Raw genomic sequence first — 23912 nt, forward strand, 5'->3', positions numbered from 1 at the left:
GCCCCGACCGGGACAGTCACCGCCGCTGGGTGGCCCAGTGGCGGATCTTGTCGATGCGTTCCTGGATCTGCTCGGCGGTGGCCTGCGCGATCGGCGGGCCGCCGCACGCGCGCCGCAGCTCCGAGTGGATGACGCCGTGCGGCTGCCCGGTGCGGTGGTTCCAGGCGCCGACGAGGCCGTTGAGCTCGCGCCGCAACTCGGCGATCTGCTCGTGCGGGGCCAGCCGCTCGGCGACGGGCTCCTCGACCTTCTTGCGCCTGGCCGCCTGCTGATCGGACTGCCGCTTGCGCAGCAGGGTGGCCACCTGGTCGGGCTCCAGCAGGCCGGGCAGGCCGAGGAAGTCTTCTTCCTCGGCCGACCCCACCTCGGCGCCGGTGCCGAACTCGCCGCCGTCGAACAGCACCCGGTCGAAGGTGGCCGTCGTCTCCATGGTCTCGAACGGCAGCTCGTCGCCGAGGACGTCGGGGTTGTCCTGCTTGCGGTTGGCCTGCTCCAGGAGGCTGTCGTCGAGGCCGTCCTCGGGCGGCCTGCGGTTGAGCACGTGGTCGCGCTCGACCTCCATCTCGTTGGCCAGGCCCATCAGGGTCGGCACCGAGGGCAGGAAGACCGAGGCGGTCTCGCCGCGCTTGCGCGCCCGCACGAACCGGCCGACGGCCTGGGCGAAGAACAGCGGCGTGGAGGTCGAGGTGGCGTAGACGCCGACGCACAGGCGTGGGATGTCGACGCCCTCCGACACCATGCGGACCGCGACCAGCCAACGGTCCTCGGAGGCGGCGAACGCCTTGATCTTCTTGGACGCGCCCGGGTCGTCGGACAGCACGACCGTGGCGCCCTCGCCGGTGATGTTGCGCAGGTGGCGGGCGTAGGCGCGGGCCGCCTCGTGGTCGGTCGCGATGACCAGGCCGCCGGCGTCGGGCACGCCGCGCCGCACCTCGGTGAGGCGGCGGTCGGCGGCCTGCATGACCTGGCGGATCCAGTCGCCCTTGGGGTCGAGCGCGGCGCGCCATGCCTGGGAGAGCTGGTCCTTGGTGAGCGGGGTGCCGAGGGTGGCGGCGATCTCGTCGCCGGCGCGGGTGCGCCACTTCATCTCGCCGGAGTAGGCGAGGAAGATCACTGGCCGGACCACGCCGTCGTCGAGCGCAGGTCCGTAGCCGTAGGAGTAGTCGGCGACGCTGCGCTTGAAGCCCTCGGCGTCCTCCTGGTAGCCGACGAACGGGATCGGGTTGTCGTCGGACCGGAACGGCGTGCCGGTGAGCTGGAGCCTGCGGCTGGCCGGCTCGAACGCCTCACGGATGCCGTCGCCCCACGACTTGGCGTCGCCCGCGTGGTGGACCTCGTCGAAGATGACCAGCGTCTTGCGGGCCTCGGTGCGCGCCCGGTGCAGGGCCGGGTGCATGGCGACCTGGGCGTAGGTCACCGCGACGCCGGTGTAGTCGCGGGAGGTGGCGCCCTGGCTGTTCTTGAACTCGGGGTCGATGCCGATGCCGACCCGGCCGGCTGCGTCGGCCCACTGGCGCTTGAGGTGCTCGGTCGGGGTGACGATGGTGATCGCCCGGATCACCCCGCGGGCGAGCAGGTCGCTGGCGATGCGCAGGGCGTAGGTCGTCTTGCCCGCGCCCGGGGTCGCCACGGTGAGGAAGTCACGGGGCTCGTGCCTGGAATAGAGGTCGAACGCCTCCTGCTGCCACGCCCGCAACTTGGGGGCGGTGCCCCACGCGGCGCGGTCGGGATAGGAGGGCGACAGGTGGGATGCGGCGAACGTGCTCACCGCATCACCTCTGGGGTTCGTGTGCTTCGCTCTCTCACAGTGACCCTAGGGTAATCGGGGGCACCGACAAGACGTGCCGTGCAGCGGGGATCCTGGCCAAGGTCGTCCTTGCGTGCTATGGGCGGCTGGTGGCTTATCGCACGCTCGACATCAGGGCGTCGAGCGCCTGTCTGCGTGCGGGTTCGTCGGGTTGGAGCAGGCCGACGACGAGTACGGCGCCGCCGCCGCGGGTGAGCAGGATCACTCGAAGATAGGCGGGCCGGTTGACCACGTCCTGATATTCGGCGCGCAGGACGCGGGTGTGCCCGCCGGGCACCTGCCGGTCCTCCACGACGGTGACGCGGTCGCCCTTGAGCAGCAGCCGGGAGTACAGTTCGGCCGCCTCCACCACGGCCTCGCGGGTCGCGCCGTCGAACGGCCTGGCCATGACGAGCCCTCCGGCGCCGTCCACGGCGGCCGTGGTGAAGCCCGTGACCGGCGGCACCACCTCGGCCCGCCACCCGGCCGGCAGCGGGATCGTCACCCGGGCCCGTGGGTCGTGCAGCCGCCCGGCCTCCGCGGGCGTGGCGGTGAACCGCTGCACGGCCACGACGATGCTCGCCACCGCGGCCACGGCCAGGAGCACGGCCAGCACGGCCCCGGCGGCGCGCCGCGGCCCGCGTCCCCGCGCCTTCCTGGTCAGGCCGGGGTCGGCGGGCGCCCCGTACAGGCGGGCGGAGGGGGGCAGCGACTGCCACGGCGCCCTCGGGCCCTCGTCCCGGTCGAGCCCACGACCGAGGCCACTGTGGAAGCCCTCGTCGGCGTCGCGGCCGAAGCCGCGCTCAGGCCCGCCATCGGCGTCACGACCGAAGCCGCGATCGGGGCCGCCGCCGATGTCCTGGCCGAAGCCGCGATCGGGGCCGCTGCCGAGACCGCCGTCGGTGTCGCCGTCGACGCCGCGACCGAAGACCCGGTGGAGGGCGCGGACGAAGCCGCGGTCGGTGTCGCGTGGCGCGGTGCGGCGGACGCGCGGGTTCCACGGCTCCTCCTCCGCGTCGTCGTCGTCCCACACGCCCTCGGGGTCCTCGTCCCGCCACGTGCTGGGCCACCGGGCGTCGAGCTCGTCCTCCCCGCCCGAAGCGGGCCAGGCCGCGCCGAACCGACCGGCACCGGCGGCGCCGCCGGGCCCTTCGCCGCCGCCGAGGCTCGTGTCGGCACCACCGGCCCCCGCGGCCTCGGAGGAACGATCACGGCCAGGGCGACCGTCGCCGTCGAGGGGGTTGTCGCCGTCGGGATGACCGCCGTCCCGGCCGGTCCCCCCGGAGTCGGGACGGCCGCCGGGGGCGGGCCCGCCGGTCCGGGTGTCGTCGGGGCGGGCGGGACCGTACGGCCGGCCGCGGCGCGCGCCCGGCTCGCGGCCCGTGCCGTAGGGAGGAGTACGGCGGTGCCTGGGGCCAGGGTGCGGGGGCCAGACACGGTGATCGTCCTCCATGGCACCTCCTTGCCCGTTGTCCTATCACTCCTCGCGGCGCTCAACCGGAGATCCGTGACGGCTGTGACGGGAGATGCGCAATCGCTCTCGCGGCCCTCCCGAGCGGGCCCGAAGTGCTAGCGGACGCGCTGGGCGAGCAGCGCGGTGGCGAGCGCCACGGCGGCCATGAGGCAGCAGATGACGACGAAGCCGGTGGCGATCTGCGCGGGGCTGTGGCCGACGAGGTTGATCAGCGCCCCGCCGACGCCGACCGCGAGCCCGGAGCCGAGCATGTCCGTCACGGCCAGGGCCGCGCTGTTGGCGCCCTGCTCGTTGGCCGGCGACTGCTTGAGCGCGGTGACGCTGACCGTGGTCATGCCCAGGCCCATGCCGAACCCGGCCACGATCCACCCCGGCACCGCGACCCAGCCGGTGACGCCGGGCAGCGCGGACAGCAGCGCCACCAGGATGCCGATCGTGAGGCAGGCGGCGCCCAGCCTCATCCGCCGGTACGGCTCCGCGGTGCGCCTGCTCTGCAGGTAGGAGCCCGTCGACCAGCCGAGCGCGCCGGTGGTGAGCGCGATGCCGGCGGCCGTGGGGTCGAAGCCCTTGACGGACTGCAACGCGAGCGGGACGAACATGTTCACGCCGAAGAACGCGGCCGAGAACAGCCCCCGCATCATGATGGTCGTGGGCAGGCCCCGGCGGAACCGCAGGGCGCCGGGCGGGAGCAGCCGGACCAGCCCGTACAGCAGGAGGCAGCCCCCGGCGACCACGGCGACCGCGCTCGGCGCCGGAACCACGTGCAGCTTGTCCACCGCGTACAGCAGGGCGCCGCCGCCCCCCGCGGCGGCGGCCGCGGCGACCGTCATCGCGACCGGGCGCGAGCGCGGCCCGCTCGACGGCGTCGCCTCCTCGGCCCCGGGACGGCGCTTCAGCGCGGGGATGAGCATGACGAGGGCGGGGACCACCAGCGGGATGATGCCGTAGAACACCCACTGCCAGCCCCACCTGGCGGTGACGAACCCGGCCACGGCCGGGCCGACCATGGCGGGCACCACCCAGGCCGCCGACAGCGCCGCGAACACCTTGGGCCGCACGGCCGCCGGGTAGACCCGGGCGATCATCACGTAGATGGCCACGATCGCGAAGCCGGCCCCGAGCCCCTGGACGGCCCGCGCCACCAGGAACAACTCCTTGCCCGTCGCCGCTCCGGCCAGCCACATGCCGGCCGTGAAGAGCACCACGCCGAGCAGGAACGGGATCGGGTAGCCACGCCGGTCGGCCCAGACTCCGGACACCACGTTGGCGAACAGGCTGGCGATGAGGAAGGCCGAGAAGCTCAGGCCGTACAGGTCCAGGGCGTTGAGCTGCTCGGAGACCACCGGCATGACGACGCTGACGGACATGCCCTCGAAGGCGATCAAGGTGATGACGAGCAGGATGCCGACGGTCGCCGCGCGGTAGGGGGCGCCGAGGATGCCAGGGGACTCGTATGGAGTCTCGAGTGCCTTCGGTGCTGTCACCCCGACATCCTAGAGTGCGCCCCCACGTCAGCTCGAAGCCGCGGGGTCCGGCTCGTGGCCGAGGCGTCAGCTCGAAGCCGCGGCGTCCGGCTCGCGGTCGCGGTAGACGACCCACATCTCGCGCATGCGTTCGCCCTGGCCGCGGGTGAACTCCGACATGCAGCGGTCATGGGCGTAGTCCATGAAGTTGTGCACCGGGTCGCGACCCGACTGCGGGCAGGTGTCCTTGGCGCCGCCGGGACAGCCCTTGGCGGGGCGGGCGGCCGGCGAGGTGTCGGCGATGCCGTCGCCGGGGCTCTGGCAGCCGTTCTCGAAGGTGTGGAACAGGCCGAGCCAGTGGCCGATCTCGTGGACGCCGGTGTAGCCGCGGTTGTAGTTGGCGAGCGTGCCACCCGGCAGGGTGCGCCAGTCGATGACGACGCCGTCGAGCCGGGGGCTGTCGCGGTACCAGTAGGGGTAGGTGGAGAAGCCGAGCACCTGACCGTCGAGCTGGGCGAGGTAGAGGTTGAGCGTCTCGGGGCCACCCTTGCGCAGCGTGGTCTTCATGGCCTCCTCGTGGGCCATCGGGTCGGTGAACCAGCCGGCGTGGCGGACGATCTGGGCGCCGTCGAGGCGGAAGCCGACCCCGGTGGCGGCGCCGCCGAGGCGCCCGCCGTAGGCGGCCCGCAGGGTGTCGAGCTGGGCGTTCACGCTCGCCGTCGAGGCGCCGCTGACGCCGTCGGTGAGGATGTGCACCCAGATGGGCACGGTGACGCGGGCGGGCGGCTCGCGGCCCTGCAGGCGCTTGTCCAGCTCGGCCAGGACCCGGCCCACGTCGGCCGGGTAGGGCGTGCGCGGCTCCGGCCCGAGCCGGAGGGCGTCGTGGTGGGCGTGCCCCCCGGCCTCGGGCGTGGCCGGGCCGGGGCGCGCGGGCCGGGACGGTGACGCGCAGCCGGTGGCCGCCGCGGCGGCGTCGGGCGGGAGCGGCGGTATGAGCCCGGCCGCGAGCAGGCATGCCAACGAGACGGCGGTGACGCGCCGGGCCATGCGGATCCCCCGTGACGGTCTGAGCGATTCTGACTACAGACCGTAACGCTCCTGGCGGGGATCACCCGGGAGCAACACTCACGGCTTGGGCTTGTCCCCGTCGCCGCCGCCCTTCGGCAGCCCCGCGTAGATTTCCTTGCAGTCGGGGCAGACCGGATACTTCTTCGGATCGCGGCTGGGCACCCAGACCTTGCCGCACAGGGCACGGATCGGCGTGCCGGTCACCATACTCTCGGTGATCTTGTGCTTGTCGGCGTAGTGCGAGAACCGCTCGTGGTCGCCGTCGCCGTGCGATGTCCGAGGCGTGGTCTCCTGCTCGGGGAGGATCTTCGTACTCACCCCACCGAGTCTATTGCCCGCACCGAGTCGTGGCTCGACCAGAGGCTTCTCATCGGACACGGCCGGCGGCGAGCCCACTCGGGTCAGGCCTCGTCCCCCCAGGAAACATTGATTAGCTGATCGATCCGGTTCAGGGTGCCGTCGGCCTCGGCGGCCCGGCCGACGGTGTCGTCCCCCTCGGTCTCGTGGTCCTGTTCGCGGCTGAAGAAGCCGTCGAGCTCGTCGCCGACGAAGACGGCCAGCATCTCGCCGTCGGGCCAGGCGTACCGCAGGATGCGCAGGCCGTCCTCGTCGTGGATCGGGTGGAAGCCCGACTCCTCCAACTGCTCCCGCAGGGATTGATCCCAGCGCCCGTACGGGTACCTCCGGGAGCCTCGCTGTTCTCCGGGCAGCCGCACGTCGCCCATGGGGAACGCGTACATGTCGTCCGTTCGCGAGCCGGCCAGCAGCGCCGGCCCGCCCTCGGCGGTGGCGTCCACGTCCACGATCCGGACGCTGTAGTGGAAGAGCTGGATCTCCCTCTTCAGGTAGAGGACGGGGTCGCCGACGCCGGTGCGCTTGACCAGCCGCGAGACGCCTCTCCAGTACGGGCTGGCGCCGAGCCGGCCGCCTCCGCCGGGCAGGCGCGGCACGGCGGCCGTGGTCGTGCCGGGCAGGAGCCCGGAGATGCCCGCGTCCGAAGACAGGACCGACGAGAACATGACCTTGATGTCCTGCGGGTCCACGCGCGGCATGTAGGTGTTGTCGCCGTAGAAGCCGTGCGCGGCGATCAGCTCACCGGCCCGGCCGGGGAAGCGCAGCTCCGCCCTGGATGCCTTGTGCACGACCACGTAGTCGGGGCTGTAGTCCAGCAGGTCGCCGAACGGGGAGCGCGCGGGAAACAGCGGCATCTCGCGCCGCACCTCGTACTCCTGCCCGCCGATGGTGACGCGGTCGAAGCCCGGCAGCTCGTCGTCCAGGAACCTGATCAGACGCAGCGGCATCGCGAGCTGGGCATGCGTCACACCCTCCACCTGCACGAGGTGGTCGTCGTGCCGGAGCACCCCGGGGACGTCGCTCCGCCAGCCCTGCGTGAGCTGGTACGGGAGCTGCCCTTCCAACGTGCGCACGTCGCCGAGCCGGCCAGTCGACGCGGCATCCAGCGCGGCGTGGATCGTGGCGGGGTCGGCGTGCACGACCAGGTTGCGGACGTGGGAATCCGCCGGATGGATCGTCCACTCCAGCCAGGTGTCGGCCATCCGCACCCCTTCGGCGGAGCCGCCGAGCAGGCGCGCGACCCTCGGGGTGGCCGTCCGGTACAGGATCTCGGCCTGCCCGTCGACCGCGATCGCCAGGGTGGTGGCGTCGGCACCGGCTCTGATGCGCAGGCCCGCGCCGTCGTCGTGGACCTCCCGGAGGTCTTCCGGCCGGGCGGTGGCGTCGGTGACCTGCCGGTACAGGACGACGCCGGAGTCCGGCCGCTGAAGGACCACGAACGGCCCGCCCCGCCAGAAGGGGGTGGCTCCCAGCTGCCCGAACCCGGGCAGGTGAGCGGGCGAGGCGGTCACCTGGCGGACCGACTGCGCGATCTCCGCGGCTTCGTCGGACACCGCGTGACCGGACTCGCCGGACGAGGCCGGCGGCAGGTCGAGGTAGACGCTGCCGCTGGACGACGACCACTGGGAGTTGATCAGACGGTTCTCGAACGGCGCGCCGGGTCTGCTGCTGTCGGCCTGCACCTTGAGGTCGAAGGCGAGTCCGTTGACGTCCAGCCCGAGCGCGTTCTCGGCGTCCGACCGGATCGTCGCCGCGTCGAAGAGTCGCTGCTGCGACGGGGTGAAGGAGACGCTGGAGTACAGCCCGGTCAGACGCCGGCCGTCGAGTACGGCGAGGACCGTCGTGGTGCCGTGCGTGAACCGCATGATCCGCAGCCGGCCGTCGTCGATCAGTAGCTCGAAACCGAGTGCGCGCAGCTTTCGCTCGCTGGGACGGACGAGCCTCATGTCCCGCTCGGACCAGACGATCTCCGCCGTGCCCCGCGTGCCGACGGACCACCGCTTCCGCGTCGCCGGCCTGGTGTGATACTCCACGACGATGTCGGCCTCGTCGGCGGACCGGCGGTCGACGCCGATGCCGGCGATCTCGTCACGCAGGCCCAGCCGGGTGAACAGGCGCATCCCGTCATCGCCGAACTCGACCACCACGTTGTCGCTTCCCGCGAACCTGCCGCCCAGGGGCCGCAGTCCCGCGGGCAGGACCGCGATCGGCTCAGGCAGGACGGGGAGCTCCGGCGCGCGGGTGCCGGGCGGCGTGTGCGTCGCGGCGACGACGACCTCGCCGGAGGGACGCTCGAGGTCCTTGTCGGCGTAGCTGGTGAGCTGGCCCAGATGGCCGTCCGGCAGGGGGTCGTCCAGGTGCGCGAACACGCGGATGATCTGTTCGGGCGAGACGCGGGCCGGGGACCTCCTTCCCCCGTAGAAGCCGTGCGACCCTGCCGTCTCGGCGATCACCGTGTCGAAGGTCAGCTTTTCCCCGGTCGTCACGTTGACCACCTCGATGGAGGCGTCCGGCGTGACAGGGCCGAAGGGGTTGCCGGCCGGGCCGGAGCGGCGCACCGCCCGCAGGTCGTACTCATGGCCGCCGAACCGGATCCGGGCCTGGTCGACGTACCGCAGCACGTAGGCGGCGAGGCGGAGAGGCTGAGCCAGGTCATGGTGCGTCAGCCCCGCTCCCAGCACCAGTGTGTTGTCCCTGACCAGCACGTCGCGCACGTCCTCGGTACGGCCGAGCAGACCGGCCTCGCGCAGCCGCTGCTCGATCCCGGCCCTCCCCATGTCGCCGAACCGGTCGAGCCCCGCGATGGTCCCGTTGTCGTTGACCCCCCCGACCGTGAACCCGGTCGGCTCGCTGACGACCTCCGTCCGCTGCAGCCCGACGAGCTCCGGAGTGAAGTCCACGGGCCGGACTTCGGCGTCCACGACGGACCCGTCCTCCAGCACCGTGAACTCCATCCAGCCGTTGACGACCCTGATGCCCTTGAGCCCGGTCGCCGGGTGGGTGAGCGTGCCCAGGGCGGTGGCGGGCGTCAGCAGCGTCCTCAGCTGCTCATCGCCCACCCCGACGTGGAGGCTGATGAGGTGTCCCGCGGAGAGGGTGGCGATGACGTCGGCGCCGCCATGGCGCAGGCTGCGCCGGCCCGGCTCCGCGTACACCGTCGCGTAGAAGCCGTCCAGGCTCCCGGCGTATCCGTACGTCCCGGACCGCGGTTGCGCCCTGGCGGCCATCTCCGCGGTGAGGTCCGCCTGCTCGACCTTACGCAGCCGCGGGCCGTCGGCCTGCTCGACCCGAGACCACCCATCGCTCCGGAGCACGTGCAGGACGCCGTCGGCGACGTGCATGTCGAAGATGGCGCCGGTCAGCCGGCGGTAGAGGCGGAGCCTCTCCCCTTCTCGTTCCGTCGAGGCCACCCAGCCGTCGGCTTCCTTCCACATGTCCTCCCTTGTCCACGAATCCGAGGCACGGGGGAAGGAGAGGAGGACGGGCCGGTCGTCGCCTGACGCCTCGCCCCGCACCGCCGGACGTGTGTCCGGCTGCTGTGGCGCCGTCCACGGTGCAGTCGGTGGCGCGGCCGGGGGGTTGGTCGGGGGCGTGGCGGGGCCGTCGGACAGGACGACCCGCCGCTCCGCCGCGACGTAGGTGACGCGAAGCCTGGTCCCCGGCGCGGCCAGCACCTGGCGGAGGCCCGCCTGCCGCGTGATGGGCCCAAGCTCCCGCGCGCCCGCCACGTCGAAGTCGAACCGGACGCGCACCTTGCCCTCGGGCACGCTCGTCGCGGGGGGCTCCGTCTCGGCGGTCACGAGCGTGAACTCGGACAGCACCGCCTCCGGCTCCGCGATCCGCTCGGCGAGCTCCCGCGGCGTCAGGTCCAGCCAGTAGGAGACCGGGCCGGCGAGGTGCGGCAGCTCCCGCCACGCGGCCCACATCTCCGCCACCGAGCCCGCGATCGGGTCCCGGCCGGGGCGGAGCCCCTGGCTGACAGCCGCGTTGATCTCCGCGTCGTGTCCGGCGGTGAAGGCACGCAGCATGACGACGCCCTCGGGCCGGGTGCCGAAGCCGGGTGCGTGGCGCCGGATCAGCTCCGGGTCCGCGGCCTGAAGGTCCTGCAGCTCCCGCACGAGCTGGTCGTACTCGGTGATGGGCAGCCACTCGCGCACGTCCTGCCGGGTCGCCGGGCCGGTGCTCGCGAACCGCTCGTCCACCCGCGTGTGGCCGGCCTCGGAGGTGACCGGCTCGCTCACCGCGGCGGCGCTCTCCTCGCCTTCGGCGGTCTGCGTGCCTTCCGTGTTCTGAATGCCCCCGGTGTCCTCGGCGCGTTCGGTGCTCTCGGTGTTCTGGACGTCGCCGGTGTTTCCGGCGGCCTCGGCGAGGAGACGCAGGCCCAGTTCGAGCTGCGCCCGGGACGGGCGGAGCGGGATGAGCCCTTGTTCATTCCCTCGGGCGATCGCGTCGAGCACCTGACGCGGGACGTTCGGAGGATAGCTCAGGCCCGCCTCGTCGGCGAGGTCGAACAGGCGCCGGGACAGGTCCTCCATGGCCTGGATGTCGGCGCCGTACGCCCGCTGCACCCACGCCAGCGCGATGGCCTCGTCCGGGTCGAGACCGGGAAGGTTCAGCCCGAGGGCGAGGGCCTCGCCCAGCCAGCGGTCCGGCTCCTGCGAAATGACACCCTTCAGCAGGTCACGCGCGACTTCCTTGGTGAATGTTCCGGGCCGGCCCGGCTCGGGTTCCCAGACGAGCTGTCCCCGCTCGTGCGCCTCCCAGAGCAACGGCTCGATGAGCTCGTGGGCAAGCGACAGCTCGCGGACCAGCCAGCCCGTGACGCGGTAGCCCCCGGTCAGCAGCCGTTCGATGTCGTATGCGGTCGCACTCCGGGTGCCGGTCCGCGCCGGGCCGGTCTGGAGTGACGGCCCGTCCTGCGGCACCCGCTCGCCGGGCGTCTCCTCCGGGCCGGCGGTGCCGGGTGCCTCCTGGCGCCTCGTGGCCTGTTCCAGGGCGGCGGCGAGCTGGTCGGGGGTGGCCGCGTCGAGGACGGGCCGGAAGCCGTCCCGCACCGCGGCGAGGTACAGGTGGATGAGCTGCAGGCGTCCCTCGGCGGCGGCCAGGGTGGACAGCGGCGTCGCCTTGGTGGGGGCGAGCCGCCCGCCGAGCAGTTCCGCCCCGGCGACCTCGGCCAGCCGGCCGAGGTACGCCGCGCTGTCCTCCGGGAAGGAGTCGGCGCGGCTCACCTCACGGCCGAGCCACAGGCGGCGAGCGTCCCCGGTGCGATCCATGTACTCCCTGAGGCGCAGCCCCGCCTCGTCGATCCGATCGACCGAGGTGTACCAGCCCTTGCGCTCCAGGTCCAGGTAGGCCTCAAGCGTCGCCCTGAGACCCCGGTCCCGGACCAGCTCGTCCATGGCGCGTTCGGCGGCGCCCTCTTGACCGAACCCGACCCACATGTCCAATCGGCCGATGGCCCGCAGTTCCTGCTCGGTCAAGCCGTGGATCCCCGCGCGGGCGGCCAGACGCCGCCCGGTGTTCAGGTGCAGCCCGATCTCTTCGGCGTACTCCACCAGCGCGTCGGCCAGCGCCTCGGGATCCCTTCCGTCCAGCGACTCCCGCACCCAGCTGTCGTCCTGGCGCAACGCGCGCAGCGCGGTGTTGTAGAACCCCCGCTCACCGCCGAGCTTGAACGTGGCCCGCTGCCAGGCTCTCCTCGCGCCATGGCCCTCCGCACTCACGGCCGTGCCGGTCGTGTGGAAGATCTCCGCCATCTCGCCCAGCCAACGCGCCTCGTCGTCCGGCAGCGCCGGCCAGTTCAACCGGGCGGCGATCTTCCGGCCTCGGGCCATGGTCGCGTCCTCCCGGCCCACAGGCATCTGGACGTCCTGCTCGGCCGCCTTCCCCGTACCGCGCGATGACGCCTGCTCCAGGGCGGCGGCGAGCTGGTCCGGGGTGGCCGCGTCGAGGACGGGCCGGAAGCCGTCCCGCACCGCGGCGAGGTACAGGTCGGCCAGCCGCTTGAGCTCTCTGGTGGTGGCCAGAGCGGACAGCGGGGTGGTCCCTTCGGGAGTGAGCCGGCCGCCGAACAGCTCCGGCCCGCCGATCTCCGCCAGCCGGCCCAGGTCGAGCCAGGTCCCCCTCGGGTAGAGGGCGAGGCGGCTCACGGCCTCGCCCACCCACCGATGGCGATCGTCTCCGGTCAGGTCCATGTACTGCCTGAGCCGGTCCGCGGAGTCGTACACCAGGTTCATGGCGGCGTACGCGCCCTTGCGTTCCAGATCGAGGAACGCTTCGAGCGTCGGCCGCAGCTTCCGCTCGTGCACCAGCCCGCGCATCTCCGGGTCGGCCACCCCGTCCGCTCGCATTCCGAACGACAGACCCAGCAGGCCGATCGCCTGCAGTTCCCGCACGGACAGGCCCCTCATCCCCGCTTCGCGGGCCAGCCTCTGCCCCTCGATGAGGTGCACATCCATCAACTCGGCATAATGCACCAGCGCGTCGGTGAGCCGATCATGGTCTCGCTCGGAGAGAGCTTCCCTGACTCCCGTGTTCCAGCCGTTCAGCGCCCGCAGCGCGGTCTCGTACAGGCCGCGCCGGCCGCCCAGCCGGGACTCGGCGGCCTGTCTCGCCCGGAAGCTTTCGCGGGAGTCTCCGTACAGGGCTTCGACCTCGCCGAGCTGCCGCAGCCGCTGGTCCGGCAGCCCGCTCCAGCCCATCTCGGCGGCGATCTGCCGGCCCCGCTGCAACGCCGCGTCGCCCGACTCCCACCCGCGCGGGTTGGGCGCGTCGGGAGGGCTGTGGAACATCACCGCACCGTCCGACGGCCCGGCGCGTCCGGTGCGCCGCGCGTCGCCGCGCCCAGGCGTCCCGGTGAGCGGGTCGATCGGGGTCTCGGAGGCGTGGGCGGTGGCGCCCGGGTCGAGGCCGGGCCGGCCGGCGGCGCGGGTCTGCACGGAGTCGGCACTGGTGGGGTTCGCAGCCCGGAGCGCGTCCTCCACCAGTCCGGCCAAGTCCCCGCCGGTGATCTCCTGCCCGGGTGCCCTCGACGAGAGCACCTCACCGATCGTGGCCGCGACCACCGCGAAGTGTTCGCCCACAGGCCCGAGAGCCACCTGCTCGGAGTTCGTCGCGGCGCTCGCGAACAGTTGCGCGACCTTGACCACCGCCTTGGCGCCCTCGACGTCCCCGAACACCTCGCTCGCCGCGCGGCGCAGAGCCTGCGCCCCCTGCTCGCCGGGGAAGCGCCGGCCGCCCGTGGCCTGGTACCACTCGACGAACCGTGCGAGCCCGTCCAGGTCCCACACGGTGAGCCGGTGACCGCCGCCCATGGCCCGCGCCACCTGCCGGATGATGTCGTACGTGCGGGGCGCCGAACCTTCCCGGCTGACGACGAACTCGACCAGGCCACGTATCCGTCGTAGGTCGGACCCCCGGAACGGAAACTCCGGCGTCGTGGCGTACATGACGGTCGCCATGGAGATCAGCGCGTCGGTGTAGTCCAGGTGGTACCGGGCCAGGTCGGAGAGGTCGGCCTCCCTGTACGCCGCCCCCATGCGGTCCAGGCGCAGCACGTGGTCGAAGAACACCCGCCCATGAGCGGGGAACCTTTCCAGGAGGACGCGCACGTGGTCGGGCAGGCGCGTATTGGCCGCCGTGGGCGAGCTCCAGTAAGCGTCGGCGAACGGCACGCCAGGTACTGCCGCGCCCGTGACGACCGGCAGGCGGCGACGTTGCCACGTCGTCCGCACCATGAGGCCGCGCTCGCCGGGGCGCCGGCGGACGGTGACCTCCTCATTCTCGGCCATGTCGGACAGCATCATGAGGTGACGGCGGCGCGGGCCGACAGGTGCGGGGAACGGGTTCCCCTTGAGGTCGAGGACGGTGCCGCGGATCCACACGAGCCTTTCCGTGCCCATGAGGGACGGATCCCGGGTCACCTCCTGGTCGGCGAGCGTCCGGTGCCCCCACTTCGCCGCTTCCACGTACTCGTCGTCGTAGCCCAGGTGGTGACCCAGCTCGTGCGCGTAGAGGGCGATGCCCCATCCCGCGTAGAGGCTCTCCGAGTTGGGACGGCCGGGCATGTCGGGGTAGAAGGTGACCGCGGGCTCGTCACCGACGGCTTCCACGAACTCCAGCCGGACGTGCAGCTGGGAACCGTCGCGGAGCCTGTGCTGGTGGTTGTAGTAGAGGTCCACCGCGTCCAGCGCGTCGGACTGCTGCTGCAGCAGCCCCTCCCTGCTGAGCCCGGGGTGGGCGGCGAACCGGACCAGCAGGGTGAACTCGGTGATGGGGTGTGTCACCCCGGCCTCGTCCCTCACGTGCAGCGACCGTACCTCGAGGCGCGACCTGTACCTGTACCACGAGCTCCGCTCCTTGACCGTCACTCCGTTGACCCGCGTGCGCAGTTCGGCCCACTGCGACGCCCGGAGCGCGTCCCGAGGGTCGATGGCGTAGGCGAATTCGTTCTTCAGCGCCGCCAGCGCCCTGGCGTCATGGCCGGGAGGCAGCGGCGGGCGGGTGTCGGGGTTCAGATCGGTGCTGCGCGGCCGCTGCGGCTCGACCGGGGAGGGGGCTGGGACGGCCGGCCGTGCCTGGGGTTCCTCGCTCAGGGCGCGCAGCCGCTCCAGCCTCTGTCCGCCGGCCTGGTGGGACACGCCTTCGGCGAAGCTGGCCAGGATGTCGTCGAGCTTGGCCCGCAGGGCGGCTCGTTCCTCCTCGGTCTTCGCCGAGCGGAACTTGCGCGACAGGTGGCGGTAGTCGTTCTGGCGGGCGTTGTGGGAGGCGTCGCGGCCGTCCGGGTGACCCGTCAGCGCGGCCAGGGCGGTGCGGGGCGCCGTCTGGGCCTGGAAGGCGCTGGAGACCAGGCGCAGCACTGTCCTGGCCGCCTGCTCGGTGCCGCGCTGGGGGGCCAGCCGGATCCGGTGGGGGTTATCGAGGGTGCCGGAGCGCAGCAGCGTGCGGCTGTGTGGCTGGTCGCCTGCGGGTTCGGCCTCGACGATGAAGTGCTGGCCGCCGATGCGGAGGGTGGAGTCACCGACCCAGCTCCACGCCAGGGCGGTGGGGCCGAAGTCCGTCGGCGACACCTCGGTGTCGAAGGCCGCGCGCACCTCCGCCACCGTGAGAGCGGCCTGATCTCCGGCGGCGGGCTCCTCCCCGAACGGCCGGTCGATGATCTCCCGACCACGATGCGGAGGCAGGGGATGGCCCTGCTCTCGGAGCTCGGCCAGCAGCAGGTCGATCTCGTGCCTGATCTCGGCGCGCCGCGCGGGGTCGGTGGCCGCGGCGAGCTGACGGGTGAGGAGGTTGTACTCGCTGTGGCGGGACTGCGCGCAGTAGTCGTGACCGCCTTGGCGGTGGACGGGCAGGCGGCGTTGGGTGTGGACGCCGTTCCCGCGCGCCTCCTGGATCTGCAGGGCGTCGGAGATTTCGTGGACGACGACGCGGGCGAGCTGGTCGGTGGCCACGTTCTTGTTGGGGCGCAGGAGGTGGGGCCGTTCGACGGTGCCGGCGCGGACCTTGGTGCGCGCCAGCGGCCGGAACAGGCGCGGGCCGTGGCGGCGCAGCATGAGGCGCCCGGGGCGCTGGACACGGAAGTGGACGTCGCCGAGGACGGTGTGGTGGACGACGAGGGCGGCGTCGTCGGCGTTCCACGTCCATCCGATTACGCCGGCGATGTCGGAGGGGTCCGCGTTGGTGAGGAACTGGGCGCGTACCTCGCCCACGGTCATCCTCGGCGTGCCGGCGGGCCGCCGCTTCACCACGAATCTCGACCGCCCCTCCCGCGACCGGCGCACCGGCCTGGCAGTCGCCAGGACGTAGTCGGAACGCCGTCCGGATCCGGCCCTGATCCGGGTGCCGGCCGGGTCGGTCGCGGTGAGACCGACGGAAGTGGCCTGCGCGGGCGGGCCGGTGAGCGTCGTGGAGTCCGCGGCCGCCGTGACGGTGGCGGCCGCCGCACGGGCGTCCTGCGCGGCCTGGGCGTTCTGCACGGCTGCGGGGGTGGTGACGGTGTCCGCCCCTGGGGCGGTCTGGCCCTGGACCTGCATGTTCTGCGGCTGGGCGGACTGCGATGGCGTCTGCGGCTGGGCGGTCTGCGGCCGGGCGGTCTGCGCCTGGCTCTGAGGTTGGGCCTGGGTGTGCGGCTGCGTGGCGTGCGCTTGTGCTGGGGGCGGTGCCTGGCGCTGGTCCTGCGCGTTCGCGGGTCCGTGAGCCTGCGCCTGATCCGGGTTCCGCTGATCGGTGGCCCGTTGGTCCGGAGCGCTCGACTGCTGCGCGGAGGGGATGGCGGGGGCCGGCGACGCGTGCGATGCCGGCGCCGGGCCGTTCCGCTCCGCCTGCGCCGCGACGGACGGCTGGCCAGGCGCGGCCTGCCGGTGCGGCCCCTGCTGGTCGGCGGCGGGTGTGCGCTGCTGGTCACCGGTGGGGGGCCGCTGCTGGTTCGGGTCGGCGCCGCCGCGGGTGTTCGTCACGGCCGGGTCCGAAAGGTCGGAAGTCGCCCGCTGGTGCGGGACGACCGGCTGCGGCGCGGGCTGCTGCGCGGACGCGGAGTCCGGGCCGGTCGGCCGGGGCCCGTCCGGCGAGGGCCGGTCGCCGGACGTGGCCGGGCCGAACCCGTCGGGGCCGCCCGCGGTGGTGGCCGTGGTTGTCCCGGCGCCCGCGAGATGCGTCCCCACGCTGGCGGCGTAGCTGGACAGGGTGTTGATCGGGCGCACCGCCCCGCCCATCGCCTGCATGCTGAACGGGCTGAGCGTGTTCGTCCTGGCGGCGCCCGCGGCGAATCCGCCTACCATCGACTGCAGGGTGAAATCCCCCCACTCGCCGTACACCACCTTGTTGGCCACGACGCTGGCGAGAGGGGAGGCGAACATGTTGGGCAGGCCGGTGGCCAGCATCCGCCCCGGATAACGCTGGAACGCGGCCAGCACCCCGGTGCGGTCGCCCGCCATCCGGTTCAGCGCGCGGATGCCCGGCAGGTCGTCGATGAATCTGCTCATGTGGCGGCCGAGCCAGACGCCGCCCGCGGTGCCGATGACGGTGCCGACGAGGATGGCCTTGGTCCGCTGCCAGTCCCACTTGTCCCTCAGGCCCGCTTTGATCTGGTCGTACTGGGCCTTCTCACTGGCCAGCTCTTCCAGGATCTCTTCGGGCAGTTCCGTCGCGATCTCCCAGTGGAGGTACCGGCTGCCCGCGTTGGCCGCCAGCACGGTCCCCCTGCCGCCGGCCGCGACCGGTCCCATGCGACTGGCGGCGAGCAGCAGTCGGCGCATCAGCATGTTGGCCCGGACGCTGCCCATCTGCGCGGCGAGGCGCACGACCAGCGACGCGAAGGGACTGCTGACCGCCACGAGCCCGAGCGCGGCCGCGGTGACCGACACCCAGAAGGCGATGTTGATCGATCGTTTGGTGAGGTCGGTCTCCAGCGCGAAGTAGCCGAAGCGCTCGGCGAACTGCGCGGCCTGGTTCGCCTTGGCGACAACGCCGGTCTCGTCGTCGAACTGCTGGCGAATGCGCGTGAACGCGGGTGGTTTGGCAGGAGAGGTGTAGCCGGCGTCGATGGTGCCGACGGCGGAGCCCGTCTTCTCCACCGCCCCGCCCATGTTGGCCACCACGGAATCGAACAGCAGGGCCGTCCGGCCCAGCTCCACCGTCTTGGTGTCGAAGGGCCACGGCTCGCCCGCCGTGAACAGCGGGATGAACGTGTAGTTCACCCAGTCGGGAAACGCCGAAGTCTCCCAGGCAGGCCGGACCTCGGTGGTGGGAACCCGCCTGGTCGACGTGCCCTTGCCGGGAACGTAGTTGGGATTTACCGGCTTTCCGGCCGCCATCTGCCGCCGTTCCCGTCAGGCGGGGCCGAGTGCGCGGGCAAGGTACTCCGCCACCGCGTCGTCGGTGCTCAGTGAGTTGCCGACGGCTCTGCGTAACTTGGTCGGCGTCTTGTTGATGTCGCGCACGAGTGCGTCGGTGTCGTCGAGCCACCGCTCCGGGCCGCCTAACGCCTGCAGGGCCTGGAAGAACGCGGTGCCGGCCGGCCCGGTGCCCCATACCCTCGACGCCAGCAGCCCGCGTAGCTCCGCCTCGTCCGATCGATAGGCGGTGTCCAGGTCGCCGGCCATGAGGTGGAACTGCGCGATGCCGGTCGAGACCAGTTCGGCGATCTGGACGCCTTCCTCGTCTCTCACCGGTGACCGTCCCCCTCGACCATCTGGCCGGCCAGTTGCTTCATCACGGTCTCGACGTCGCCTTCGAGGTGAGCGCGCATCTGGTCGGCCGGCACGACCGATTCGAAGATCTCCACCACCTTGTCCAAGGCCTTCGCCGTGGCCCGGTGGATGGTGTCCGTGATCGTGTCCGCCAGCCCCTGAGCGTCGGGATCGCGGAACACGCGAGGGTCGAGGTCGAGCCTGATCAGATCGCCGCGGGCGCCAACGGTGGCGCAGACGAGACCGTTGGCCGACTTCTCCGTGACCTCGACGGCCCGGGCCCGTCCGTGCAGGGACAGCGCTTCACTCTGCAGCCGCATGAACCTGGCCTGGAGCTCGTCGGCGTAGGCTTGCAGCCCGGCCGCGTCGACATCCATGCGAACGCCTCCCCCAAGATCGTCTTCGACGAATGTACCAAAAGCAGCACAATGCACGAAGGGCGCCAAATTTAACGTGTGTATAACCTGTAAGCAACGTCCACAGCCACCTCCTGCAGCTCACAGACCTCAGCTCGGCGCACCCAGAGCCGGTGGACGCCACGGTCGATCCGGTCCAGGTCCAGCTCCCTGGCCACGGTGACCTGCGCGCCGATGTACTCGACCAGCAGCTCGTCCTCCCGCTCCGCGTACACCCAGAACGGCGCGCCCCGCCACATGCAGACGGTGATGACGTGGCGCACCCACGCGCACTCCGTGGCGGGGACGGCGCGGACGTACAGGTCGTCCTCCAGCCGCTCGAACCCGTCGGCGGGCGACGTGCGGCGCAGCCGCATCCACACCCTGCCCTCCCGCAGCTGCGGAGCCGCCTCGTATTCGGCTCCCGCCCAGGACGCCCGGTACGTCATGATTCCTCGTCCACCAGCCACTTCCCGCGATCGGCGTCGAACTGCGCGCGCAGCCGCTCCCTGCCGTCCGTGCCCAGCTCCACGATCTCCGCCCCGTACGGCAGCAGAATGCCGTCGATCTTGTACTCCCTGATCGTCTCGTTCACGTTGGGCACGAGGCCCATCCCGACGAACGGCGGCTCCTCGATGACCCATCCGGCCACGGCCTTCATGCTCTCTTCGTCCGTGCCGCCGTAGGGCGTGCGATACAGGGACAGCCCCACGGCCGGCCAGCGCAGGATGTTCACGGTGCCGTCACGGGTCAGCGCCTCGTCCCTGACCAGCGCCTCCACCAGCTCGGCCGGCGTCGTGAGGTGCGCCACGTCCAGCGCGTGGTGGCAGTAGCCGGACACCCGCGGCTCAGCCGTGCTCAGCAGCTCCAGGATGTCGTACGGGCGGAGCAGCTTCTGCATGATCGGGATCCCGGAGTCCGGCTCCAACACCACGTCCTCCAGCAGTGTCGGCACGGCGAGCCGCGCCACCGTCCCCGGCTCCAGGTAGAAGCAGACCGGCCGGCCCGGATTGACGGCCAGCCCCCAGCGGGGGTCCGGCCAGCCGGCCGCCAGCTCCGGCAGGGTCACGGCCCGGAAGTGTCGGGCCACCTCGCCCATCGCCTCCGGTGAGGTGAAGGCGACCAGCCACGTGCGCTCGGCGTCGCTGAACGTGGGCCAGGCCACCGGCGTCTCACCCGCCGCGGCCTCGTCGCTGATCGGGCAGGCGAGGGCGGCGGTGCGCAGCAGGGCCAAGCAGGTGGCCAGGTCGCCGCGGGCGTGTGCCGAGCCGAGTTCCTGCTCGAACGAGGTCGCGACGTGCATGGCGTCACCCTAGTAGTTTTGGTCCCTATGACTTTGCCAGTGGCGCGTACCCGGGACGAGGCCCTGCTGTACCTGGATCTCACCCCGTGCGCGTGCGGCTCGGTGGAGACTCCCTGGGAGAGTGGCGTCGTCGGGGTCGCGGAGCAGCTCGCCGTCGCCTACGCGGGCACCTGCGCCGACTGCGGCGCCGGGCGGGAGTATGTGTTCGGCCTGCCTGAGCGCGAGACGGCCCCGAAGGGCTGGCCCACGTTCGGCGGGCCGGAGCCGTCCCAGCTCATCGACGCCGGCGAGTGGCTGTGGGTCGCCGATCAGTGGGCGAGCAGCGTGCCGCCCGACCCGGAGGAGGGCGCGCGGGCGCTGGCGATGGCGCGCGCCGCGGTCGAGGAGGTGCTCAAGTTCGTGCCCGACGGCGCGGACAGGGTTCCCGACCAGGCGTTCTGGGCCGACCGCGGCCTGCGGGTGTACACCGCCGAGCCGGGCAGGTTCCGAGTCGAGCGGCTCCTCGTGGTGAAGGACGCCTACCGCGATGCGTAGGCCCGCCGGTCGGCGTGGCGGGCCGACCGGCGCCGCACGCTGGAAATGCGGCCTGGACAGCCGTGCGGCCCTCGCCCACAGGGGACGAGGGCCGCACGGCGGGAACGCAGGTCAGCCGGCGTGGACGGGAGCGCCCTCCGTCTTGCGGCCGGCCTTGACGAACAGCGTCAGCGCGGCGGTGAGCAGCGCGATGCCGGTGCTCACCAGGAACGCCAGGTGCATGCCGTCCATGAACGCGCTGTTCACGGCCGGGCCGACCATCGCCTTGAGCTGCTGGGGCGTGTCGGCGGGCAGCCCGCCGAACGCGGCGGCCTTCTCCAGCAGCGACATCTGCGCGGCCGGGATGCCCTCGGCCGCAGGGCCGAGGTAGCCGGGCAGCTTGCTGGAGATCTCGGCGGCCATGATGGCGCCGAGGATCGCGGTGCCGAGCGCGCCGCCGACCTGCATCGCCGACTGCTGCAGGCCACCGGCGACGCCGCTGAGCTCGATGGGCGCGTTGCCCACGATGATCTCCGTGGCGCCGACGAACACCGGCGAGAGGCCGAAGGCGAGCAGCACGAACGGGATGGCGCTCTCCAGGAACGAGGCGTCGATGCTGAGCTGCGACATGAGGAACATCGCGGCCGCCGTGATCACCAGGCCGATCGCCATCGTGATCTTGGGGCCGAGTTTGCCGATCAGCATGCCGGCCAACGGCGAGGCCACGATCATGCCGGCGCTCATCGGCAGCATGCGCAGACCGGCCTCGAGCGGGCTCAGTCCGTGGACGCCCTGGAAGAAGAAGCCGAGGAAGAACATCGCGCCGAACATCGCGAACGCGACCATCATCATCAGCACGGTGCCGATGGAGATCGACACGTTCCTGAACAGCGACAGCGGCACCAGCGGCTGCCTGGCCTTGGACTGCCAGAAGATGAACCCGGCGATCAGCACGGCGAAGCCGGCCAGGAAGCCGACCGTCTTGGTGTCGCCCCAGCCCCACTCGGGGGCCTTGATGATCGACCAGACCAGGGCGAACATCGCACCCGACAGGAGCACCACACCGGGCCAGTCGATCTTGGCCAGCGTCTTCGCGCGGTTCTCCTTGATGAGGAACACACCCATCAGCAGGGCCACGATGCCGACCGGGGCGTTGATGAAGAAGACGGACTGCCAGTTCACCTTCTCGACGAGCACGCCGCCCACGATCGGGCCCGCGGCGCTGGACAGGCCGATGATGGCACCCCACGCGCCCATCGCCTGGTTGAGCTTCTCACCGGGGAACGCGCCACGCAGCAGCGCCAGGGCGGCCGGCTGGAGCAGCGCGCCGAACAGGCCCTGCAGCACGCGCAGCCCGATCAGGGCGCCCACCGGCGACACGCCCGGGATCACGTCGGCCAGTTGCTGGCTGAGCCCGATGCCCACCGACGACACCGCGAAGCCCCCGACGCCGATCAGGAACACCCGCTTGTGCCCGAACAGGTCGCCCAGCTTGCCGGCGGTGATGAGGAACACCGCCAACGCCAGCAGGTAGCCGCTGGTCACCCACTGCAGGTCGGCCAGCGACGCCCCCAGGTCCTTCTGGATCACCGGGTTGGCGATGCCGACCACGGTGCCGTCGAGCATCACCATGATGACGCCGAGGCTGACCGCCAGCAGCACCAGCCACGGATTGCCCCCGGACGCCGGTTGGCCTGGTCCCTGCGGCGACGGCGCGTCGGCCGTCTTCACGTTAGCCACGTAGTCCCCCTCAAAACACCTCGCCCCACACCGGGGCATAGCTCACGTAAGTCGCCGGTAATCTATGGCAGTCAGTGACAGAATGACAAACGCTTATAAAAGTCAGACTGTGACTTCTGACATACTGTGACAGGCAGGTTTCGAGGGAGTGACGTCTGTGGGGCTTCGGGAACGCAAGAAGGAGAAGACGCGGCTGGCGATCCTCGACGCCGCGCTCGACCTGTTCCTCGAACAAGGGTACGACTCGACCACCGTGGAGCAGATCGCGGGGTCGGTCGAGATCTCCCCGCGCACCTTCTTCCGTTACTTCGCCGGCAAGGACCATCTCGCGCTGTGGTTCCACGACCAGGGCGAGGAGATCATGCTCGACACCCTGCGGGCCCGGCCGGCCGACGAGCCCGCGTTCACCTCGCTGATGCACGCGTTGCGGGCGGTGCTCAGCGACATGCAGGACTCAACCCCGGAGGACACCGCCAGATTCCTCAAACTGCGCCGCCTTCTCGACGGGCACCCGCACCTGGTGGGCCTGTCGGTGGCGCGGGGCGCCGACACCGAGCGCCGCCTGGCCGCCGAGATAGCCGCCCGCAGGGGCGTCGACGTGGACACCGACCGGTTCAGCCACCTTGTCGTCGCGTTCGCGATGTCCACGATGCGGATCGGCTTCGAGTGCCCGAAGCCGGCGGTGGAGGACGTCCGGGAGATCGCGGGCCGCCTGGAGGAGACGATCCTCCTGGCGCAGAGCCTGCTCCGCCCCGACCTGCACGACTAGGTCCTGTTCGGAGGTCAGGCCAGGGCGGCGCGGTCGACCCTGGCAGGGCGCGGGGAGCGTTGCCGCGCATCCTCGCAGGCGGTGGCCAGGCTCCGGCACGCGCTTCCCGGGTGGGTGGTGTCGCCGTCCCTCCAGGTGTACGAGCACCGTCCGCACGGCAGGCCTGGCGGGGTCGCGCGGGCTCAGTTCATGGTCGGGTCGTCGGGGCAGTTGGCCACGAACGCCAGCTCACCCCGCTGGCGCCGCAGCACGTGGCGCCAGAGCGCGCCCGGGTCGGCGTGGAAGGTGTCGCCGGCCTCCGAGTCGACGACGTACCACGCGCCCTCGGCGATCTCGCTCTCCAGTTGCCCGGCCGTCCAGCCCGCGTAGCCGGCGAAGATCCGCATCTGCGAGATCTCGCCCTGGAGGATCTCGGGCGGCGCGTCGAGGTCGACGGTGCCGAGCCGGGACACGGCCGGCGTGCCCGCGTGCAGTCTGCGCCAGCCCAGCGGCTCCTCGCCGCTCGGCACGGCCGCGAGGGCCAGCGCGCTGTCGGTCTGCACGGGCCCGCCCTGGAACAGCACCGAGGGGCCGGTCACCAGCGGGTCCCACACCGGCAGCACCTGCGTCACCGAGATCTCGCTCGGCCGGTTGAGCACCACGCCCAGGGTGCCGCCCTCGCTGTCGTGCTCGAGGACCAGCACGACGCTACGCCGGAAGTTGGGGTCGTCGAGCAGCGGCGTGGCCACCAGCAAACCGCCGACGTAGATCGCTTCCGCCATACCTCCATGATGAAGGGTCAACCGCCCATCCCGCTCCCCAGCCCGACGATGTCACGGTACGCGCCCGCCCGCACGCCATCCGCTCACCGTCCGTCCACCTC

Annotated in this window: 14 protein-coding genes; 2 read left to right on the forward strand and 12 right to left on the reverse strand. The window is 72.1% G+C overall.

Annotated elements, in window-relative coordinates:
- Positions 1–16: 16 nt before the first annotated feature.
- From FHU36_RS42055 to FHU36_RS42100, 10 genes are all read right to left on the reverse strand, one after another.
- Entirely contained in the window at positions 17–1768 is a 1752-nt protein-coding gene (locus tag FHU36_RS42055; RefSeq protein ID WP_185089649.1) for a DEAD/DEAH box helicase, read from the reverse strand.
- Positions 1769–1901: 133 nt separating this feature from the next.
- On the reverse strand, positions 1902–3239 hold the full coding sequence (locus tag FHU36_RS42060; protein WP_185089650.1) for a hypothetical protein: 1338 nt from the start codon (positions 3237–3239) through the stop codon (positions 1902–1904).
- 116 nt (positions 3240–3355) lie between these two features.
- Entirely contained in the window at positions 3356–4744 is a 1389-nt protein-coding gene (locus tag FHU36_RS42065) for an MFS transporter (protein ID WP_185089651.1), read from the reverse strand.
- 66 nt (positions 4745–4810) lie between these two features.
- On the reverse strand, positions 4811–5770 hold the full coding sequence (locus FHU36_RS42070) for a zinc metalloprotease (protein ID WP_185089652.1): 960 nt from the start codon (positions 5768–5770) through the stop codon (positions 4811–4813).
- Positions 5771–5848: 78 nt separating this feature from the next.
- The gene (locus tag FHU36_RS42075) at positions 5849–6109 is read right to left on the reverse strand and encodes a DUF3039 domain-containing protein (RefSeq protein WP_185089653.1); all 261 of its coding nucleotides are present in this window, start codon (positions 6107–6109) and stop codon (positions 5849–5851) included.
- Positions 6110–6192: 83 nt separating this feature from the next.
- Complete coding sequence (locus tag FHU36_RS42080; RefSeq protein WP_185089654.1) at positions 6193–17838, reverse strand: hypothetical protein; 11646 nt, start codon at positions 17836–17838, stop codon at positions 6193–6195.
- A gap of 132 nt (positions 17839–17970) precedes the next feature.
- The gene (locus tag FHU36_RS42085) at positions 17971–18309 is read right to left on the reverse strand and encodes a hypothetical protein (RefSeq protein ID WP_185089655.1); all 339 of its coding nucleotides are present in this window, start codon (positions 18307–18309) and stop codon (positions 17971–17973) included.
- Positions 18306–18707 carry a YbaB/EbfC family nucleoid-associated protein gene (locus FHU36_RS42090; protein WP_185089656.1) on the reverse strand — a complete coding sequence of 134 codons (402 nt, stop codon included), beginning with the start codon at positions 18705–18707 and terminating at the stop codon, positions 18306–18308. The genes FHU36_RS42085 and FHU36_RS42090 overlap by 4 nt, the downstream gene beginning before the upstream one ends.
- A 71-nt stretch (positions 18708–18778) precedes the next feature.
- Entirely contained in the window at positions 18779–19174 is a 396-nt protein-coding gene (locus FHU36_RS42095; RefSeq protein ID WP_185089657.1) for a UCP033725 family protein, read from the reverse strand.
- Positions 19171–20028, reverse strand: a complete 858-nt coding sequence (locus FHU36_RS42100; protein WP_185089658.1) for an SseB family protein — start codon at positions 20026–20028, stop codon at positions 19171–19173. The genes FHU36_RS42095 and FHU36_RS42100 overlap by 4 nt, the downstream gene beginning before the upstream one ends.
- Before the next feature lie 27 nt (positions 20029–20055).
- Between FHU36_RS42100 and FHU36_RS42105 the strand changes: the two genes are divergently transcribed.
- Positions 20056–20562 carry a hypothetical protein gene (locus FHU36_RS42105; RefSeq protein WP_185089659.1) on the forward strand — a complete coding sequence of 169 codons (507 nt, stop codon included), beginning with the start codon at positions 20056–20058 and terminating at the stop codon, positions 20560–20562.
- A 111-nt stretch (positions 20563–20673) separates the two neighbouring features.
- On the opposite strand, the gene FHU36_RS42110 is transcribed toward FHU36_RS42105, so the two are convergent.
- Positions 20674–22281, reverse strand: a complete 1608-nt coding sequence (locus tag FHU36_RS42110; RefSeq protein WP_312892214.1) for an MFS transporter — start codon at positions 22279–22281, stop codon at positions 20674–20676.
- Between the two features lie 157 nt (positions 22282–22438).
- Between FHU36_RS42110 and FHU36_RS42115 the strand changes: the two genes are divergently transcribed.
- On the forward strand, positions 22439–23050 hold the full coding sequence (locus tag FHU36_RS42115) for a TetR family transcriptional regulator (protein WP_185089661.1): 612 nt from the start codon (positions 22439–22441) through the stop codon (positions 23048–23050).
- A gap of 182 nt (positions 23051–23232) precedes the next feature.
- Here the strand turns inward: FHU36_RS42115 and FHU36_RS42120 are convergent, their stop codons facing one another.
- Positions 23233–23811: a YqgE/AlgH family protein gene (locus tag FHU36_RS42120; RefSeq protein WP_185089662.1), complete on the reverse strand. Its 579-nt coding sequence runs from the start codon at positions 23809–23811 to the stop codon at positions 23233–23235.
- Between the last annotated feature and the right edge of the window lie 101 nt (positions 23812–23912).

It is taken from the genome of Nonomuraea muscovyensis, from assembly GCF_014207745.1.
GTDB classification, from domain to species: domain Bacteria; phylum Actinomycetota; class Actinomycetes; order Streptosporangiales; family Streptosporangiaceae; genus Nonomuraea; species Nonomuraea muscovyensis.

Coding starts and splice junctions, on each gene's coding strand:
- FHU36_RS42060 (WP_185089650.1), bottom strand. CDS start 3,239: ATGGAGGACGATCACCGTGTCTGGCCCCCGCACCCTGGCCCCAGGCAC.
- FHU36_RS42070 (WP_185089652.1), bottom strand. CDS start 5,770: ATGGCCCGGCGCGTCACCGCCGTCTCGTTGGCATGCCTGCTCGCGGCC.
- FHU36_RS42090 (WP_185089656.1), bottom strand. CDS start 18,707: ATGGATGTCGACGCGGCCGGGCTGCAAGCCTACGCCGACGAGCTCCAG.
- FHU36_RS42095 (WP_185089657.1), bottom strand. CDS start 19,174: ATGACGTACCGGGCGTCCTGGGCGGGAGCCGAATACGAGGCGGCTCCG.
- FHU36_RS42100 (WP_185089658.1), bottom strand. CDS start 20,028: ATGCACGTCGCGACCTCGTTCGAGCAGGAACTCGGCTCGGCACACGCC.
- FHU36_RS42105 (WP_185089659.1), top strand. CDS start 20,056: ATGACTTTGCCAGTGGCGCGTACCCGGGACGAGGCCCTGCTGTACCTG.
- FHU36_RS42120 (WP_185089662.1), bottom strand. CDS start 23,811: ATGGCGGAAGCGATCTACGTCGGCGGTTTGCTGGTGGCCACGCCGCTG.